This window comes from Bacillus sp. AFS055030, from assembly GCF_002574545.1.
Taxonomy (GTDB): Bacteria; Bacillota; Bacilli; order Bacillales; family Bacillaceae_G; genus Gottfriedia.
The window spans coordinates 237,252-254,709 of record NZ_NUGT01000020.1 but is presented as its reverse complement, the minus strand read 5'-3'; the positions used below and the strand labels follow the sequence as shown (position 1 = coordinate 254,709).

Annotated in this window: 19 protein-coding genes; 17 read left to right on the top strand and 2 right to left on the bottom strand. The window is 33.8% G+C overall.

From position 1 onward, the window contains the following. Window positions 1-4 precede the first annotated feature (4 nt). From lsrK to CN925_RS09930, 12 genes are all read left to right on the top strand, one after another. Window positions 5-1,567: an autoinducer-2 kinase gene (lsrK, locus tag CN925_RS09985; protein WP_098846105.1), complete on the top strand. Its 1,563-nt coding sequence runs from the start codon at window positions 5-7 to the stop codon at window positions 1,565-1,567. 19 nt (window positions 1,568-1,586) lie between these two features. Then, window positions 1,587-1,955, top strand: coding sequence for a cupin domain-containing protein (locus CN925_RS09980; RefSeq protein WP_098846104.1), 369 nt, complete (start codon window positions 1,587-1,589; stop codon window positions 1,953-1,955). A 3-nt stretch (window positions 1,956-1,958) separates the two neighbouring features. Further along, window positions 1,959-2,750 carry a 3-hydroxy-5-phosphonooxypentane-2,4-dione thiolase gene (gene lsrF, locus CN925_RS09975; protein WP_098846103.1) on the top strand — a complete coding sequence of 264 codons (792 nt, stop codon included), beginning with the start codon at window positions 1,959-1,961 and terminating at the stop codon, window positions 2,748-2,750. A gap of 387 nt (window positions 2,751-3,137) precedes the next feature. Further along, window positions 3,138-3,572 (top strand): hypothetical protein, encoded by a 435-nt coding sequence (locus tag CN925_RS09970; RefSeq protein ID WP_098846102.1) that lies wholly within the window; start codon window positions 3,138-3,140, stop codon window positions 3,570-3,572. A 530-nt stretch (window positions 3,573-4,102) separates the two neighbouring features. Beyond that, a complete protein-coding gene (locus tag CN925_RS09965; RefSeq protein WP_098846101.1) occupies window positions 4,103-4,666 on the top strand; it encodes a GNAT family N-acetyltransferase in 564 nt (187 codons plus the stop codon). Between the two features lie 100 nt (window positions 4,667-4,766). After that, complete coding sequence (locus CN925_RS09960; RefSeq protein WP_098846100.1) at window positions 4,767-5,207, top strand: GNAT family N-acetyltransferase; 441 nt, start codon at window positions 4,767-4,769, stop codon at window positions 5,205-5,207. A gap of 341 nt (window positions 5,208-5,548) precedes the next feature. Next, the gene (locus tag CN925_RS09955) at window positions 5,549-6,652 is read left to right on the top strand and encodes an amidohydrolase/deacetylase family metallohydrolase (protein WP_098846099.1); all 1,104 of its coding nucleotides are present in this window, start codon (window positions 5,549-5,551) and stop codon (window positions 6,650-6,652) included. Beyond that, window positions 6,630-7,739, top strand: a complete 1,110-nt coding sequence (locus tag CN925_RS09950) for a DgaE family pyridoxal phosphate-dependent ammonia lyase (RefSeq protein WP_098846098.1) — start codon at window positions 6,630-6,632, stop codon at window positions 7,737-7,739. Before CN925_RS09955 ends, CN925_RS09950 begins: the two co-directional genes overlap by 23 nt. Then, entirely contained in the window at window positions 7,736-8,488 is a 753-nt protein-coding gene (gene dagF / locus CN925_RS09945; protein WP_098846097.1) for a 2-dehydro-3-deoxy-phosphogluconate aldolase, read from the top strand. The genes CN925_RS09950 and dagF overlap by 4 nt, the downstream gene beginning before the upstream one ends. Next, window positions 8,481-9,494 (top strand): sugar kinase, encoded by a 1,014-nt coding sequence (locus CN925_RS09940; RefSeq protein WP_098846096.1) that lies wholly within the window; start codon window positions 8,481-8,483, stop codon window positions 9,492-9,494. The genes dagF and CN925_RS09940 overlap by 8 nt, the downstream gene beginning before the upstream one ends. A gap of 19 nt (window positions 9,495-9,513) precedes the next feature. After that, window positions 9,514-10,236, top strand: a complete 723-nt coding sequence (locus tag CN925_RS09935; protein WP_098846095.1) for a GntR family transcriptional regulator — start codon at window positions 9,514-9,516, stop codon at window positions 10,234-10,236. A 52-nt stretch (window positions 10,237-10,288) separates the two neighbouring features. Beyond that, window positions 10,289-11,614, top strand: a complete 1,326-nt coding sequence (locus tag CN925_RS09930) for a GntT/GntP/DsdX family permease (RefSeq protein ID WP_098846094.1) — start codon at window positions 10,289-10,291, stop codon at window positions 11,612-11,614. A 221-nt stretch (window positions 11,615-11,835) separates the two neighbouring features. Here CN925_RS09930 and CN925_RS09925 read toward each other — a convergent pair whose 3' ends face one another. Continuing rightward, window positions 11,836-12,801 (bottom strand): ring-cleaving dioxygenase, encoded by a 966-nt coding sequence (locus CN925_RS09925; protein ID WP_098846093.1) that lies wholly within the window; start codon window positions 12,799-12,801, stop codon window positions 11,836-11,838. Between the two features lie 134 nt (window positions 12,802-12,935). Here CN925_RS09925 and CN925_RS09920 point away from each other — a divergent pair, with 134 nt between their 5' ends. The 3 genes from CN925_RS09920 to CN925_RS21715 all read left to right on the top strand — a co-directional run bounded on the left by CN925_RS09920 (window position 12,936) and on the right by CN925_RS21715 (window position 14,861). Then, window positions 12,936-13,826 carry a DMT family transporter gene (locus CN925_RS09920; protein WP_286138313.1) on the top strand — a complete coding sequence of 297 codons (891 nt, stop codon included), beginning with the start codon at window positions 12,936-12,938 and terminating at the stop codon, window positions 13,824-13,826. Between the two features lie 271 nt (window positions 13,827-14,097). After that, window positions 14,098-14,634 (top strand): GNAT family N-acetyltransferase, encoded by a 537-nt coding sequence (locus CN925_RS09915; protein ID WP_098846091.1) that lies wholly within the window; start codon window positions 14,098-14,100, stop codon window positions 14,632-14,634. A gap of 29 nt (window positions 14,635-14,663) precedes the next feature. Continuing rightward, on the top strand, window positions 14,664-14,861 hold the full coding sequence (locus tag CN925_RS21715; protein ID WP_142339216.1) for a diguanylate cyclase domain-containing protein: 198 nt from the start codon (window positions 14,664-14,666) through the stop codon (window positions 14,859-14,861). Between the two features lie 20 nt (window positions 14,862-14,881). Here CN925_RS21715 and CN925_RS09910 read toward each other — a convergent pair whose 3' ends face one another. Further along, window positions 14,882-15,268: a transporter gene (locus CN925_RS09910; protein ID WP_098846090.1), complete on the bottom strand. Its 387-nt coding sequence runs from the start codon at window positions 15,266-15,268 to the stop codon at window positions 14,882-14,884. A 338-nt stretch (window positions 15,269-15,606) separates the two neighbouring features. Here CN925_RS09910 and CN925_RS09905 point away from each other — a divergent pair, with 338 nt between their 5' ends. Together CN925_RS09905 and CN925_RS09900 are read left to right on the top strand one after the other, a co-directional pair. Next, window positions 15,607-16,713 (top strand): sensor histidine kinase, encoded by a 1,107-nt coding sequence (locus CN925_RS09905; protein ID WP_098846089.1) that lies wholly within the window; start codon window positions 15,607-15,609, stop codon window positions 16,711-16,713. Next, the gene (locus tag CN925_RS09900; protein ID WP_098846088.1) at window positions 16,710-17,399 is read left to right on the top strand and encodes a response regulator transcription factor; all 690 of its coding nucleotides are present in this window, start codon (window positions 16,710-16,712) and stop codon (window positions 17,397-17,399) included. The genes CN925_RS09905 and CN925_RS09900 overlap by 4 nt, the downstream gene beginning before the upstream one ends. The last annotated feature ends 59 nt before the right edge of the window (window positions 17,400-17,458 follow it).

Below are 17,458 nucleotides of genomic sequence, written 5' to 3'. Positions count from 1 at the left end.
ATTAATGGTGTATATTCTGGCATTTGATGCTGGTACCGGTAGTATCCGCGCTGTTTTATTTGATCAATTAGGAAATCAAGTTGGGTTTTCACAAATAGAATGGAACCATTTATCAAATGAAAAGTATCCAGGATCTATGGATTTTGATTGGGAAACAAACTGGAAATTAGTCGTTCAGTGTGTAAAGTCTGTTATTGAAGAAACAGGAGTTAACGCAAAAAATATAAAAGCGATAAGTGCTACAAGTATGAGGGAAGGAATTGTCCTTTATGATGAAACGGGTAAGGAGATTTGGGCTTGTGCAAATGTAGATGCTCGAGCTTCTGCTGAAGTCAAAGCATTAAAGGAATTAGATTCTGAATTAGAATACAAGATTTATAGGTTATCAGGTCAAATGTTTGCATTAGGAGCACTACCTAGGCTTTTATGGATAAAAAATCATTTACCAGGGATTTATGAAAAAGCCACTCACATGACGATGATTAATGATTGGATTCTTTATAAATTGTCAGGGAAGCTACAAGTGGATCCTTCAAATGGGTGTACTACAGGGATATTTGATATTGAGAAAAGGAATTGGGAAAGTGATGTAGTAAAAATGTGCGGACTAAAAAATAATTTATTTCCGCTGGTAAATGAAGCTGGTACCGTTATCGGTTACATGACGGATGAGGTAGCAGCGTATACAGGTTTGAATTCAGGAACTCCGGTTATTTGTGGAGGCGGGGATGCTCAAATGGCTTCTGTTGGTGTCGGTGCGGTAAAAGCGGGTCAAGTTGTTGTATCAGGTGGATCATTTTGGCAACAGGAAGTCAATGTGAGACAGCCTTTAGTTGACAAAAGTGGCCGTATACGGGTTAACTGCCATGCAGTGCCTGAATTATGGCAGTTAGAAACCATTGCTTTTTTCCCCGGGCTTGTAATGAGGTGGTTTCGTGATGCTTTTTGTGATTTGGAAAAAGCAGAAGCAAAAGTGACTGGTAAAGACCCGTACGAAATTTTAGAAGAAAAGTCAAAAAATGTTCCAATCGGAGCAAATGGGATTATTCCTATCTTTTCAGATACGATGAATTATAGCGCTTGGCGCCATGCATCTCCATCATTTATTAATCTCACTCTAGATCCTCTAAAGACTGGTAAAAAAGAAATGTTTAAATCGATTCAAGAAAATGCTGCGCTTATCACACTAGGAAACTTAAAGACTATAGAAGAAGAAACTGGTTTTTATCCAAGTGAAGTTATTTTTACAGGTGGTGCTTCGAAAGGAAAGCTTTGGAGCCAAACACTTGCAGATGTCCTTGGAGTACCAGTGAAAGTACCTGTAGTTAAAGAAGCAGCAGCATTAGGCACCGCATTATATGCGGGGATTGGGATAGGAATTTATGAGAATATCCATCAAGCAGTTAAACAAGTTATAAAGTGGGAGAGGACATATATACCTAACAATGAAAACCATGATCAATACTTAGAAATCTATGAAAAATGGAGAAGTGTATATGTAGAACAGCTTCAACTTGCTGATCGTGGTTTAACGACTCATATGTGGAAGGCACCTGGTCTAAAGTAATGTGAAAGGGTGTGAAGGGATGAAGAAAGTTCACGAAAATGACTTCGAATATCGGTTTGGTGACAACGGGCCGAAATATTTATCAAAAGGTCCAAACGTAGATATTGGTGTGGTTGTTTTGAAACCAGGTCAAGACTTCCAAAACCATTATCATACAGTTTGCGAAGAAATTTTCTATATTCTCGAAGGGCAGATAGATTTCTATATTAATGGTAATAAGGTGACTACAATACCAGGTGATATGATTCAATGCAACCCAGGCGATGCTCATTACCTTATCAATCAAACAGACAAAACATTTAAAGCCCTCTTCATTAAATCTCCGCATACTTTAGAAAGAGATGTTGTTAATATAAAGAATCCAGAAATCAAGTTAAGGAGTGAATAGATAGTGAGCTGGGGATTTGAAAATCGATTAAACAAAATATTACCAAATAAGAGGGCTGTAATGCTTGCGATAGATCATGGCTATTTCTTAGGGCCAATAAGAGGCTTAGAAAAGCCTGAGGAAACTGTCAGAGACTTACTTCCATACACGGATTCACTATATTTAACAAGAGGTACACTTGCAGCATGTATTCCGAAAAATACGGAAAAACCAATGGTTCTTCGTGTTTCGGGCGGCCCTACAACATTAGGGAAGGATTTAGCGAATGAAACGATTGTTACTTCAATAAAAGAAGCAATTCGCCATAATGTTGTTGGTGTAGGGGTTTCGGTTTTTATCGGATCTGACTATGAAACACAAACAGTAACAAATCTAGCTCATGTTGTAACTGATGCTCATGATTACGGAATACCCGTACTTGGGATTACTGCTGTCGGAAAAGAGCTTGAAAAACGGGATGCCAGGTTCTTAGCATTAGCTTCAAGAGTTCTTGCTGAAATGGGTACTGATATTGTGAAGACTTATTACTGCGACAACTTTGAACAGGTAACGAGTAAGTGCCCGGTTCCTATCGTTATTGCAGGTGGCCCAAAATTTGATACAATTCGTGAAGCGCTAGAAATTACGTATAATGCTATGGAGCAAGGTGCAGCTGGTGTGGATATGGGAAGAAATATATGGCAATCACAGCATCCTCTTGCAATGATTCAAGCAATACATTCCATCGTTCATAAAGGATTCACAGTAAATGAAGCAGTAGATTTATATGAATCTACCTCAAAAGTAAAAGCTTAATATATGTTAAAAAAGGAAACCTTTACAATACCACAAGGCTTTAAAGTTACGACAAGTCCAAAACAATAATTGTATCCAAAATAATTTATCAATTAAGAAAAGTGTAGGGATGTAAAAATTTCTTGCACTTTTTTTATTAGTATAAAAGATTGTTATGCAGCTACCGATTAAAAACAATGCAAATGCAGGTTCTGCAACAGGTAAAAAATTTTTTATAGTGATAGGTGGAAAAAATGAGTTTATACTTGTATGTAGAGGTGTTAATTTAGTTTGTTGGGCTGATTGACGCATAATAGCAAATTAAAGTTCATTTAGCAGGGATTATACAGTACATAATTGGCTGTAAATATCAATGACAAAGTATATTTGGAGGGAAGTGAAAGTAAAATGATTTATATATGGAATATAGAAAAAATCATTAAAGATACTTTAGAACAGCACGATTTAAATATTGACTTTGAAATTAACAATAATCTCACTGTCCCTATGAGCTATAACGTATCGACTAATACAATAAAATTTAATTATCTTCAAGTTAACGGTTATATCAGTAATCTTAGAATTAAAGAAACAGATGAGAACTTTGTAAAAATTATTCTTTTTCACGTGATTGGTTATTACTTAGATTTTAAGAAAAACAAACATGATTTAAGAATTCTAATGTATGGTGAAGATGAAGAAATCGCAAAGCTTAAGTCTGAAATAGAAACAAATGCATGGGAATATGGGAGAACATTGGTCCCTGATCAACTCTTACATTCATATGATAAAGTACGAGAATTAGATAAAGCTCTAATAAAGGGTCAATTAACGAATAGTTAACAAGCATTTTTACCTTAGTAGAGACGGATTTAAAGTATCTGTAAAACCAAAAACAGTTACTGTTCAGTAATAAGGATATAAAAATAAAAAAAAGTGTAGGGAATATTTTTTCTTACACTTTTTTGCATTTTAAGAAAGTGTAAATTTGCAGCGACGAAGGGTACTCATCGTAATTGCTTGTCGGTCCTTTTACTTAAGAAAAATGCAGATTAATTCAACAACATAAGTGACTTTGTCAGCTCTGATTTATTCAACATTATCCGAGTTTAGTTTAATCATCATAGAGGAATTTCTTTAATAATATAGAATTATTTAGAGTTGACCAAGTTTTTTTATTTTCCAATTTAATAGAAATTCCTTTTAATGAGAACAGCTTTATTGTATTGATGTTTATCAAGTAATTCATAATTTCGGATTAGGTGGTCTCACGAAATGTCACTCTCACTCTAGGATTGTTTCTTTTGGGTGAAAGATTTTTTACAAAGTTTTATTAGTTCATCATTTAAAGTTTTTTCGAGAGGGGAAATGATATGAATCCTATTTTATTAGATGTTCCGTTCCAAATAGAAACAGACAGATTAATTCTGCGAGCACCTCTTCAAGCTGGAGAGGGGAAAGTTGTACAGCAAGCTATTAAGGATTCAATTAGTGAATTAAAGCAATGGTTGTCTTTATTCCAGTCAATTCCTTCTGTTGAAGAAACGGAAAGTCTTCTAAGAAATGCCCATATCGATTTTCTAAAAAGAGAAAGCTTTCGTTATCTTATTTATCTTAAGGATACTAATGATTTTATTGGAACTGCTAGCCTTCACGGAATTAATTGGAAGATTCCTAAAGGTGAAATTGGATACTGGATTAACACGCAATATAGTGGTAATGGATATATGACAGAGGTAGTAAGTGAGTTAACTAACCTTGGCTTTTCGCTACTTAAATTTAGAAGAATTGGCATACGATGTGAATTTAATAACATTAAAAGTCGTGCGATTCCTGAAAAACTAGGTTTTGAGCTTGAAGGGGTATTACGTAATGAAGATCTGTCAGCTGACGGGAAAAAACTAACTGATACTTGCATCTATGCAAAACTAAATTAGATTAACATTTTAAAATCCATTCAACAATTGAATTAGTATTTTAGATACTAATGAGAATATGAGTGCATTTATTAATTTAAGTTTAAATGGGAAGTGTAATATGGATATTAGATATAGAGTTGCTACAACAAATGATAGTTTAGAAATTGCTAGATTATCGGGTCAATTTGGTTACAATGTTGAAAAAAATCAAGTCTTTGAAAGATTAATTAAAATAATAGATCAAAAAGATCATGTTGTACTTGTCGCAGAGTTTGAAGGTAATCTGATTGGATGGATTCATGCTCACGGACGTTATTTGATTGAGTCCCCACCCTATGTTGAAATTGGTGGTTTGGTTGTTGACAGTACATATAGGGGTCAAAAAATTGGTAAGATGCTAGTGAAAAGATGTGAAGAATGGTCAAAATTATCGGGATTTAAGGAAATAAGGGTACGGACAAATGAAATTAGGGTAGATACACTTATTTTTTATAAAAAGATTGGTTTTGAAAACACAAAATCACAAAAAGTTTTTAAGAAAGAAATAAGTATTAACTAAAACTAAATTTTACTGCGTATGGTAATGTATGCGATAAGTTCACTTTCTCTTTAGCTTGTAGACAATGGAGTTTTCTCCATGTTTACAAGCTTTTTTTTGTATCCATAAAAATAATTAATTAGGTAAATAGTAAGTAGAATTTAGGTCATAAATTGAACTATTTAACGACGTTTATTCGTGGAAAGTTTTAAGAATTTAGAAAAAAAAATTAATTAAACATTATAACGTTATATTGACTAATGGAAAATTAGATGTTATTCTACATTGGAATAATAAACAAGATAGATGTAAACGAATACATTAAACAATTTAGTTTGTTTACGAAAAAAGGATGAGTGGAAATGAAAGATCATTTCGTACTACAAAATGTAAAAATGATAGACGGAAGTTCTGTTGATATCATAGTAGAAAATAAAAGGATTAAAGACATTGTAGCTGCTGGATGCGGTTATGGTGAGAAATTAGTAGATTACAAGCATAATGTATTTGTTTCTAGTGGCTGGATCGATATGCATGTTCACGCATATGCAGAATTTGAGCCATATGGTGATGATGTCTACGAGATTGGTTATAAAACGGGTGTTACTACAATTGTTGATGCGGGTAGTACAGGTGCTGATAATTTGTCCAAATTGGTAAGTAGTTGTAAAAAGTCAAAAACAAATGTTTTCGCATTTTTAAATATTTCACGAATTGGCTTAATACGGATTGACGAGTTATCTGATTTGACTTGGTTAAATGAAGATCAACTCAAAAATACAATTGCAGAACATAAAGACTTTATTATCGGACTGAAGGCAAGGATTAGCAAAAGTGTTGTAGGTGAAAATGGTGTAGAACCTTTAAAAATAGCACGTCAGTTTTCTAACGATACTAACTTACCACTTATGGTTCATATTGGTTCAGGACCACCAGATATAAATGATGTTCTAAACCTACTTGAAGAAAAAGATATAATTACTCACTACTTAAATGGTAAAGCAAATAATTTGTTTGATGAGAAAGGAAGACCACTTCCGAATTTTCTAAAGGCAATTAATCGAGGTGTTCATTTAGATGTTGGGCACGGAAATGCAAGTTTTTCGTTTAAAACAGCTTTGCAAGCTAAAGAACATGGAATTAAATTCGATACGATAAGTACTGATATTTATCGGAAAAATCGATTGAATGGACCAGTTTATAGTATGTCACATGTTTTATCAAAATTTTTATATTTAGGTTATTCACTAGAAGAAATTATTGATGCTGTTACAGTGAATGCGGCAAAGTGGCTAAATAAACCGGAACTTGGAAGAATTTCGATAGGAAATCTTGCGAACCTCACTTTATTTACTGTTGAGGATGAAGTGACAACCTTACTAGATTCTGAAGGAGAAGAACGTCAAGCTAAACAAAAAATCGTAGTAAAAGGAGTCGTTATTAATGGAGAACACATTGAATGCTAAGTATGGATTAAAAAGAGTAATTAATGCAAGCGGTAGGATGAGTATATTAGGTGTTTCCGCTCCAACAGATACTGTCATGGAAGCGATGAAAATTGGTGGTCAAAATTATGTTGAAATATCGGACTTAGTTGATAAGGCGGGAAATCATATTGCTGGACTTCTTCAATCCGAGGCAGCTGTAGTTGTTAACTCTGCTTCAAGTGGGATTGCCCTTTCAGTAGCGGCAATTGTTACAGAAGGTAACCGACGTAAAAGCGAAAGATTACACCAAGAGCCAATTCCAAAAAATGAAATCATTATGTTAAAGGGGCATAATGTTCAGTATGGTGCTCCTGTAGAAACGATGATTTTCCTTGGTGGAGGTAAATTAGTAGAAGTCGGTTATGCAAATGAGGGGAAAGTAGAGCATATTGCAGAGGCAATTAATGAAAAAACGGCAGCAATTCTATATGTAAAATCCCATCATGCTGTTCAAAAAAATATGATTTCAGTTGAAGAAGCATGGGAAGTAGCAAAAGCAAATAATGTACCTTTAATCGTTGATGCTGCCGCTGAAGAGGATTTGCAAAAATATGTCAAAGTATCAGATTTAGCAATATATAGTGGTTCGAAAGCAATCGAGGGACCTACTTCAGGGATTGTTGCCGGTAGAAAAAAATATATCGAGTGGTTAAAAGTGCAATTACATTGTATTGGAAGAAGTATGAAAGTTGGTAAAGAAACCACTTTTGGTCTGTTGCAAGCTTTAGATGAGTATTTTGTCAAAAAAGACAATAGTGAAAATGAAAAAGCTAGTTTAGAAGTTTTAAAATCACTAGAATCGATTGATGGTATTAAAGTAACGATTGTACAAGATGAAGCGGGACGAGCAATATTTAGAGCACGAATACAAATTGATCCGCTAGTAACAAAAATGACAGCAAAGGATGTCAATGATCGACTAAAGAATGGTCATATTGCGATTTATACCCGTGATTATGGAGTTCGTCAAGGCTTTTTCGATATTGATCCACGACCACTACAATCAGATGATATTTACGTAATCGAAGCACAAATTAGAGCAATCTTAGGAGGAACTGAACAATGACAAATATTGAAAAACGTTTTTATAATAACCGTGTAGCATTAAATGTTTTAGCTAATAGTATCGAAAATGCAGTTGAAGTTTTTGAGGCTGCAGAAGGTCACGTATTAGTAGGCGTTCTTTCAAAAGATTACCCAACGGTAGAGGCTGCTGTTACAGCAATGAAAGAATATGGTGCTCAAATTGATGAAGCAGTATCGATTGGTCTTGGTGCTGGTGATAACAGACAAGCAGCAGTTGTAGCAGAAATTGCTAAACATTACCCAGGAAGTCATATCAATCAAGTCTTTCCTGCAGTAGGTGCAACACGCGCTAACTTAGGTGAAAAAGATAGCTGGATTAATTCTCTAGTATCTCCAACTGGTAAAGTAGGCTATGTAAATATCTCGACTGGACCTGTAAGTGCTGCTAGTGAAACAGCGATTGTTCCAATCAAATCTGCGATTGCGTTAGTTCGTGATATGGGTGGGAATGCATTAAAATACTTCCCAATGAAAGGCTTAAAACATATAGAAGAGTTCAAAGCTGTAGCAAAAGCATGTGGAGAAGAAGGATTTGCTTTAGAGCCTACTGGTGGGATTGATTTAGATAATTTTGCAGAGATTTTAGAAATTGCATTGGAAGAAAAAGTACCTAAAATTATCCCACACGTATATTCTTCTATTATTAATGAAGAAACTGGAAAAACTAATCCTGAAGATGTAAGAAAATTATTAGCAATCACTAAAAGTTTGGTTGAAAAATATGCGTAAACAAATTGTTGCTTTTGGAGAAGTAATGATGCGATTGCAAGTGCCAGGGTATGAACTACTGGCACAGGCAAACGCATTACAATATTCTTTCTCAGGAACTGGTGTAAACGTTGCGTCGGCGATGACCAAACTTGGTCATGATGGTTACTTAGTAACAAAATTGCCGAACAATCCATTAGGGGATGCTGCAATTGCTTACTTGCAACGATTAGGAATTAATCGAAATTATATTACTAGAGGCGGAAAATATCTCGGGTTGTATTTTTTAGAAAATGGTTTTGGCCAGCGCTCAAGTCGTGTGACATATACTAATCGTTTAGAAAGTAGCTTTAATACGGCAACTTTTAATGATTATGATCTTGATTTAATTGCAAATCAAGCAGACGTTATCCATTTTTGTGGTATTACACTAGCGATGACAGATGACACAAAAGAAACGATGAAAATGCTTGCCAAAAATGTAAAAGAAAATGGCGGATTAGTTTGTTTCGATTGTAATTACCGACCTTCTTTATGGGAAGGAGGATATCGTGAAGCAAAACCTCATTATGAAGAAATGTTAGCTTTAGCTGATATCGTCATGATGAATGAGAAAGATGCGATCTATGTTTTAGGAATGGAGACGAAAGAAACATCTAGGGAAACACAACTGAAAGATCTTATTCCTAGAGTTGCAAATCAATATAACATACAAATTGTTGCTGGAACGCACCGAGCAATTAATCGTGACAATTCACATTCATTACGTGGATATCTATTTACTAATGGAGAGTTTCACTTTTCGGAAAATACTTCATTTTCCGTATACGATCGAATTGGAGCTGGAGATGCTTATACAAGCGGTATCCTACATGGTGTATTAAGTGAGTTTTCACCAGAAAAAACCGTTCACTTTGCTCAAGCAGCAGGTATGTTAGCATGTACAATCGTTGGAGATACACCAATGTCAACTGAGGAAGAAATTTTATCAGCTATGGCTGGAACAATTGATGATATTAAGCGCTAAAAAAGGAGAGTTTAAGGGAATGAGTGTGAATCGTAAAAAAGGACCGTTGTATTTACAAATTAAAGAGATGATAAAGGATCGGATTTTACATGGAGTCTACCCAATTCACACAAATATTCCCTCGGAACCTCAATTAGAAGAAGAGTTTCGTGTTAGTAAAATTACGATTAGAAATGCCATAAAAGAGCTTGTTCAAGAAGGATACTTAGAAAAGAAAAGTGGTAAAGGCACAAAAGTGATAGCGAATGTTACGAACGCAAAACTTTCAAAAGGGAAACGTTTTACAGAGATATTAGTTGAGGAAGGACATCATATTACTAAAAAAGTGTTGAGTATAAAAAAGCCAGAAATAATAGCGGATTCAATCCCTTATTCTGTATTTGGAGATAAATATATCCAAATTGAGCGAATTTATTTACTGGAAAATGAACCATATATTCACTTTACGCACTATATTTCAATTGACGTTACGGAAGAAGAAATAGAGGACATACAGATTAGCTCCTTGTATCGTTTCTTAGAAGAAAATAATATTCGATTAGAATCTTTCCGAGATGAATTTGCAGTAGCAGTTGCTCCAGATCATGTTTGTGAGATTTTAAATTTAGAAAAAGGCACTACCACATTAAAAAGAATACGTCGTTCTAGTGATGAAGATGGAAATATTTTAGAAATCAGTGAAGGTTACTATAATACGGCCAAACAAAATTATGTTGTAACGTACAATGATTCATCGCAGTAATTTATCTTCATTGTATAAAATGTAAGCGATTACTAAGGGAGAGTGTGCAAAAATGGATTTATATTTGATTGGAATTACATTAGTAGCAATCGTTATCGTTATTTTGGGAGTTTCGTGGTGGAAATGGCATGCTTTTATTAGTTTATCAGTAGCTGGTCTTTTCTTAGCCGTTTTTTCTGGTGTATCAATGGATAAAATTGTCATTGCTTATGAAACAGGAGTAGGCGCCGTTCTCGGACATCTTGTTGGGATTTTAGCTTTAGGGACGATTTTAGGAAAAATGATGTCAGATTCTGGAGCTGGTATGCAAGTAGCCGATTTCTTTATTAAAAAATTCGGCGTAAAAAACCTTCCATGGGCAATGTTGTTTTCAGGATTTATTATTGGAATTCCAGTATTTTTTGAGGTAGGCCTAGTAATCTTGTTACCTCTTGTTATATCAATTCGTAAGTCTACCAATTCAAATATTCTATTAATTGGTATTCCAGTACTTGCTGGTTTATCGATTGTACATGGTCTAGTCCCACCACATCCTGGTGCGATGACAGCGATTGGTATCTATAATGCAGACTTAGGACGAGTGTTACTTTATTCATTAATCATTGCTTTTCCAACTGCAATCATTGCAGGTCCGATCTTTTCAAAATGGATTCACAAACGTGTAACACCAATTGGTGAACCAGAATTAATTCGAGTTGAAACAAAGTCAAATGCATTACCAAGTACAGGTGTATCATTTTTCATCATCTTACTTCCAGTTTTATTAATGGTTTTAACTGTCATTACACCATACTTATCTCTACCTAGTGCAATTGCTAAATTCTTAATTTTAATTGGTAGTCCTGTAATTGCTCTATTAATCTCTTGTTTTGCAGCTTATTATTTATTAGGGTATCGCCAAGGAATGGACAAAACTTTAATCAAAAAATTAACTGACGAATGCTTAACACCTTTAGCTTCAATCATATTAATTATCGGTGCAGGTGGAGCATTTAAACAAATTCTAATTGAAAGTGGTGTAGGTACTGCCATTGCTACAATGGCTGAGCAACTGTCATTATCACCAATCGTACTTGCATTCTTAGTAGCAGGGTTAATTAGAATAGCGACTGGTTCAGCTACGGTTGCTTTAACAACAGCAGCTGGGATTGTTTCTCCAGTAGTGGCACATATGACTGGTGTAAACTTAGAATTACTTGTTATCGCAACTGGCGCAGGTTCACTAATGTTATCACATGTAAACGATGCAGGTTTCTGGTTAGTAAAGGAATACCTAGGATTAACTGTCAAAGAAACATTTAAAACATGGACTGTAATGGAAACGCTTCTTTCATTTGTTGCGTTTGGACTTACATTAATATTAGACATTTTTATTTAAGAATAAAGGAAGAGGCTGTCTTAGAAAGTCAGGTTAACTGACACGAAAAGCGCCTCTTTTTTTATAGATCGATAAACGATTTTAGTATTTTGTTAGAATAGGTAGTTTTCCATTTTGATGTTTCTTCAACTTGAGTATTATTTGCCATTAAAAGCGAGGATGCTCATATTTTGAGAAGCCCTCATTTTAAATTTAAGATGATAAGCTATTAATAATTAATTTTATTCAAAGTCTAATGGACGTAAGCTCGCTTCGATTTCAGTACGTTTAGGTTCCAAAAATGGAGGCAATGCTAAGCGTTCACCAAGTGTTTCAATATGTTCATCTACATCAAATCCAGGGATATCAGTTGATAATTCGAATAAAATATGATTAGGTTCTCTAAAATAGAGTGCTTTAAAATAGTAGCGTTCTACTTTTCCTGAATTCGTAATCCCAAGTGAATTTAATTTGTCAGCCCATTTATCATATTCTTCTATGTTCGGTACTCTAAAAGCTACATGATGCACGCTCCCTCGTCCAGGTCTAGCTCTTGGTAAGTCTGGTCTTACTTCTAAATGCACTTCAGCACCAGCACCACCTAATCCGGTTTGGTAAACTTCAATTTCAAAGTTCTCTTCTGTAGAGGGGTAAGTACCAGCAAGTCTAAATCCTAAAACATCCGTTAACGTTTTACTAGTAGGAACTGAATCTTTTACAGTAAGTGTAACTGGACCTAAACCAAGAATTCCATGTTCAGTTGGGATATCTGATTTATTCCAAGGCGTACCCGGTGAAACACCTTTTTCACCATTATCTGCTACTAAGATTAATTTTGTACCTTCATAATCTTGAAATGCGAGTGTATCTCGATTTGCTCTTTTAACTATTCCATCATGTGAAATATTAAGTTTTTCAAAGCGATTCTTCCAATAATGTAGTGACTCAGTTGTAGCTACTCTTAATGAAGTTGAAGAGACGATCGAGTGACCCGGGTATGTATTTCCTAAATGAGGGATATCGAAAAATGTTATTTCTGTCCCAGGATTTGCTTTTGCATCCCCGTAAAATAAGTGATAACTGGAAGTGTTATCTTGATTTACAGTTTTCTTAACAAGTCTCATTCCTAAAACTTTCGTGTAAAATTCGTAATTTTTTTCAGCATTTGTAGTAAGTAGTGAAACATGATGAATTCCCAATAATTCCACTTTCATCACTCCCTTAAAATTATTATTTATATGTACACTTTGCAAATGACTAGAGATTGAGGTAGCGTTTTATGTTAAACTGTTATCTAATAATTATACTATTCAGATAAATGGTACAGAAGGGGGAAAAGGCTTTGTATTTCGGTTATTTATTAATTTTAATATCTGCAATAGCTTTTGGTTTAATGCCTATTTTTGCTTTATATGCTTATGGTCAAAATGTCAGTGTGAATACATTATTATTTTTAAGGTTTACATTTGCGACAATACTGTTCTTTAGTTACTTAGTAGTTCGTAAAAAATTAGTTAAAATTACGAAACAACAATTAGTATTATTTGCTTTACTAGGTGGCGTATTGTATATGCTTCAATCAAGTTTTTATTTCAGTTCTGTTAAGTATATTCCTGCTTCTTTAGCGGCACTGATTCTTTATTTATACCCTATTTTTGTAGCTATTCTATCTTTTTTAGTAAATAAAGAGCAATTAACAAAAAATATTATGATTTCAATAACATTATCGTTGCTTGGAATTGTACTAGTGCTAGGAGCTCCTGCAGAAAATATAAAACCATTCGGAATCATATTAGCTTTAGCAGCGGCAATCGTTTACTCAATATACATAATTGTTGGTGGAAGGGTAACAGTGAATGTTCCTCCTTTAGTAACAAGTGCCTATATTTCTTTATTTGCATCAATTTCATTTTTACTAGTAGGCATATCAACAAGCACGATTCACATTCATTTTAAATTTATTGGTTGGATTTCAATTTTAGGTATTTCAATTATATCTAGTGTGATCTCAATGGGAGCCTTTTTTGCTGGTGTAAAACGAATTGGACCAACAAAAGCAGCAGTATTAAGTATGGTAGAGCCTGTTGTGACAATTACCTTTTCGACCATTCTATTTCATGAAAATATGAGTTTACTTCAAATGATTGGCGGTACGATTGTTTTAGGTGGAGCGCTTTTAGTTGTTCTTACTAGTGAGAAAAGAAAAATTGTTGAGAATAAAATGGATTTTTAAATGGTATATGATAAAATGTATTTAGAATATTAGTATAATATTATGTAAATGTTAAAATAGCTACTTTTGTAGCTATTTTCATTTTGTAGACAAATTTGAAAAATATTGAATGATAGAATGGCTGAAAACGCTATCCCTAGAGGGGCGGATTTTTCTTAGACGATAATGAGAATCGCTAAATTAGGCGAAGTAAACCAAGAAAGCGAGCGTTTTCGGGCAGTCAGAAATGGCTGCTTATTCATCTGTTTTAAAATTGTAAAGGAGTAATAGAATGTTTGAATTAAAATTAAAAAATGGAGAAATAGTAAAAGTTCGTCAAGCAACAGGAACTGATGCTAAAGCAATTATAGATTTTTATAATATAGTAGGTGGAGAAACAAACTTTTTATCGTTTGGAGAAAACGAGTTTAAAAGAAATGAAGCAGAATATCAGACTTTTTTAGAAGAAACCTTCAATGAAAAAAATTCGATAATATTATTAGGTACGATCAATGATCAAATAATAAGTATCGGTTCGATCAATTCAAGTCAAAAGGAGCGTACAAAGCATGTAGGTACACTAGGCATTGTCATTAAAAAAGAATATTGGGGTTTAAGTTTAGGGAAGTTATTGATGAAATCATTAATTGATTGGGCTAAACAAAATGATTTAACTAGAAGAATTCAATTAGTAACGAATGAAGAAAATCTTAAAGCTATTCAATTGTATAAAAATTTAGGATTTGAAATTGAAGGTGTTATGAAAGAAGATACTTATATTAATGGAAAGTACTGTAATACTTTAATGATGGGGTTGCTAATTAAATAGCAAACTCTCTATTATAACCACACGAATGAATAGAATTCGTTTCTTCATATGTAAGTGCTAGTATTGGGTTGGTAATTTTAGTGCCAAATGATTCAATTAAACTAGAAGATGGTATCAATTTTGCCGATAAAGCTCTGTACTTTGCGAAAATGAATGGAAGAAATCAAGAATGTGTTTATTCAATTAAGTTTGAAATGTCTTTCGTTAAAAAGCCTTGTGAATGTTAATCACAAGGCTTTTATAGTTTTTAGAAGCACGTAAATGATCTAATTCGATTTGTATCAATTCCAAAGAAAACCCATCTCCAGCCATTCCATCTCCAGCCTGCTACTGAATGTCTGCCGACGAAGGTTGGAAAGTACCAGAATTGTTCTCCATTATTCAACCAAACATAAGTATTTCTAAATCGACAACCAGCGATCGCACCTGGATCTATTGCGAATGCTGTTGCTTGAGACATTGTTGGAGTGAATGAAGGTGGTGGTGCAGTCGGTTGACTCCCTTGACTATGGCCTCCGCCACCCGGTTGTCCCGGAAATCCTGGAAAACCACCCGGTTGCCCTGGAAATCCACCTGGCTGGCCTGGGAATCCTGGAAAACCTGGGAATGTGCGATATTGAGGGAAAAAGTTCATTTTATCAACTCCTTTTTAGTTTAATCCTTATTAAAGTATGAAAATTAATTTTTTTTGTTTGGGCAAATAGGTAAATATCTAGTTTTAACTGGGGATATTTGCGAATAGTATTGGTAGCTTGTAGAAAAGTATCATTATATTATGAATCGGTGTGATGCTTAAGTATGTGTCACACTTTTTAATTTTACTAAAATATCATTTTTTGGAAGATGATAGTATAAAATTTAAGAATTATTTAAGAATTTAATAATAGGCAATTAATATTTCTGAATTATACTTTGCCTCAAACAACTATCTAAAGTAATAGTTCATCATTTGACTGAAAGTTGGAGTATATCTTGTCGATTCGAAAACGGTTAATCTTATCTAATATTGCTATGATTGTTATTCCAATCATTTCTTTTATCCTCATCGAGATTTTGCTCGGTGTGTTTTACTATAAGGTTTTTGAACCTAAATTTAATGGTCATCCACCTCATTCATTTTATTTTTTTCGATTCGGAATCATTGTCCCTATTTTTGCAATTACAAATGGTGTGCTATCATATTTTGTTTCAAGAAGCATACTAAGACCTGTAAAAAATCTGACAAATGCTGCTAAACAAATTAGTGAAGGAAATTTAAATTTTGAAGTTAAACCAACAAATAAAGATGAGCTCGGTCAATTAGCAATTAGTTTTGAAAGTATGAGGAAAAATCTAAAAGAGGCAGCGGAAATACAGAAAAAATACGAAGAAAATCGAAAAGAATTAATCGCTAATATTTCACATGACCTTAAGACACCAATTACATCAATAAAAGGCTATATTGAAGGTATTAAAGATGGCGTAGCGAATACACCTGAAAAAATGGAGAGGTATATTGAAACAATTTATCTGAAAACCTTGGATATGGATCAGTTGATTAATGAACTTTTCCTTTATTCAAAGCTAGATTTAAAACGTGTACCATTTCATTTTGAAGAAGTAAATATTCATCATTATTTAGTCGATCGGATTGAGGAGTTAAAATTTGATTTAGAACCGATAAATGTCAGTATTACTTATTGTGAAAATGTGGACAAAGAAAATAGTATTGTTATGATAGACCGGGAACAATTCAAACGTGTAATGACAAATATCATTCAAAATAGTTTGAAATACATGGATAAAGATGAAAAACGGATTTCTATAAAATTAATGGATGACAAAGAAAAAATAACAATAAAATTTCATGATAACGGTAAGGGAATATCTAAAGAGGCGCTTCCGTTTATTTTTGATCGTTTTTATAGAGCTGATCCTTCAAGAAATCTATCAACAGGTGGGACTGGTTTAGGATTAGCGATCGCAAAAAGAATCATTGAAGAGCACGATGGAGAAGTGTGGGCAGAAAGTCAAATTGGTGAATATACAAATATTTTTCTTTCATTAAATAAGAAATCAATATCAAAGGTGACGAAATGAAAAAGGTTTTAATTATTGAAGATGATCAAAGTATTGCATTATTACAACGAGACTATTTAGAACTAAATGATTTTGAAGTTGAAATAGAATCCAATGGGATAAACGGACTTCAAAAAGCTTTATCAAAGGAATATGATTTAATCATTCTCGATTTAATGTTGCCAGAAATAAATGGATTTGAAATATGTAAAAAAATAAGGGAAAGTAAAGACATTCCGATTTTAATTGTTTCAGCTAAAACAGAAGATATTGATAAAATTAGGGGATTTGGTCTAGGGGCAGATGACTTTATCGTCAAACCATTTAGTCCAAGTGAGTTAATAGCCAGAGTCAAAGCTCATCTATCAAGGTATCAACGTTTAGCAAGTAAAGGCCAAATAAATGAAGAAGAAATTCAAGTAAAAGGACTTACAATCCAAAAAGATTCTAGAAAAGTTCTTGTAAATGGAGAAGAAAAAATATTCACAACGAAGGAGTTTAACTTACTTACCTTCCTTGCTTCAAATCCAAATAAAGTATTTAGTAAAGAGTTATTATTTGATCGGATTTGGGGATTTGAAACAATTGGAGATATTTCAACTGTAACTGTTCATATCCGTAAAATCCGAGAAAAAATAGAAGTTGACCCATCCAACCCAAATTATATTGAGACCGTATGGGGAGCGGGATATCGGTTTAAAGATTAAAATTAAATAAAAATAAAAGGGTGATCTTGTGAGTAAGTAACTGGCTTATAGGATGACTC

Bases quoted from the DNA above. Each gene is read 5' to 3' on its own strand.
- CN925_RS09915 (WP_098846091.1), top strand. From the start codon at position 14,098: ATGTTTGAATTAAAATTAAAAAATGGAGAAATAGTAAAAGTTCGTCAA.
- CN925_RS09930 (WP_098846094.1), top strand. From the start codon at position 10,289: ATGGATTTATATTTGATTGGAATTACATTAGTAGCAATCGTTATCGTT.
- lsrK (WP_098846105.1), top strand. From the start codon at position 5: ATGGTGTATATTCTGGCATTTGATGCTGGTACCGGTAGTATCCGCGCT.
- CN925_RS09935 (WP_098846095.1), top strand. From the start codon at position 9,514: ATGAGTGTGAATCGTAAAAAAGGACCGTTGTATTTACAAATTAAAGAG.
- CN925_RS09900 (WP_098846088.1), top strand. From the start codon at position 16,710: ATGAAAAAGGTTTTAATTATTGAAGATGATCAAAGTATTGCATTATTA.
- CN925_RS09960 (WP_098846100.1), top strand. From the start codon at position 4,767: ATGGATATTAGATATAGAGTTGCTACAACAAATGATAGTTTAGAAATT.
- CN925_RS09965 (WP_098846101.1), top strand. From the start codon at position 4,103: ATGAATCCTATTTTATTAGATGTTCCGTTCCAAATAGAAACAGACAGA.
- CN925_RS09980 (WP_098846104.1), top strand. From the start codon at position 1,587: ATGAAGAAAGTTCACGAAAATGACTTCGAATATCGGTTTGGTGACAAC.
- CN925_RS09940 (WP_098846096.1), top strand. From the start codon at position 8,481: ATGCGTAAACAAATTGTTGCTTTTGGAGAAGTAATGATGCGATTGCAA.
- dagF (WP_098846097.1), top strand. From the start codon at position 7,736: ATGACAAATATTGAAAAACGTTTTTATAATAACCGTGTAGCATTAAAT.
- CN925_RS09970 (WP_098846102.1), top strand. From the start codon at position 3,138: ATGATTTATATATGGAATATAGAAAAAATCATTAAAGATACTTTAGAA.
- CN925_RS09955 (WP_098846099.1), top strand. From the start codon at position 5,549: ATGAAAGATCATTTCGTACTACAAAATGTAAAAATGATAGACGGAAGT.
- CN925_RS09910 (WP_098846090.1), bottom strand. From the start codon at position 15,268: ATGAACTTTTTCCCTCAATATCGCACATTCCCAGGTTTTCCAGGATTC.
- CN925_RS09950 (WP_098846098.1), top strand. From the start codon at position 6,630: ATGGAGAACACATTGAATGCTAAGTATGGATTAAAAAGAGTAATTAAT.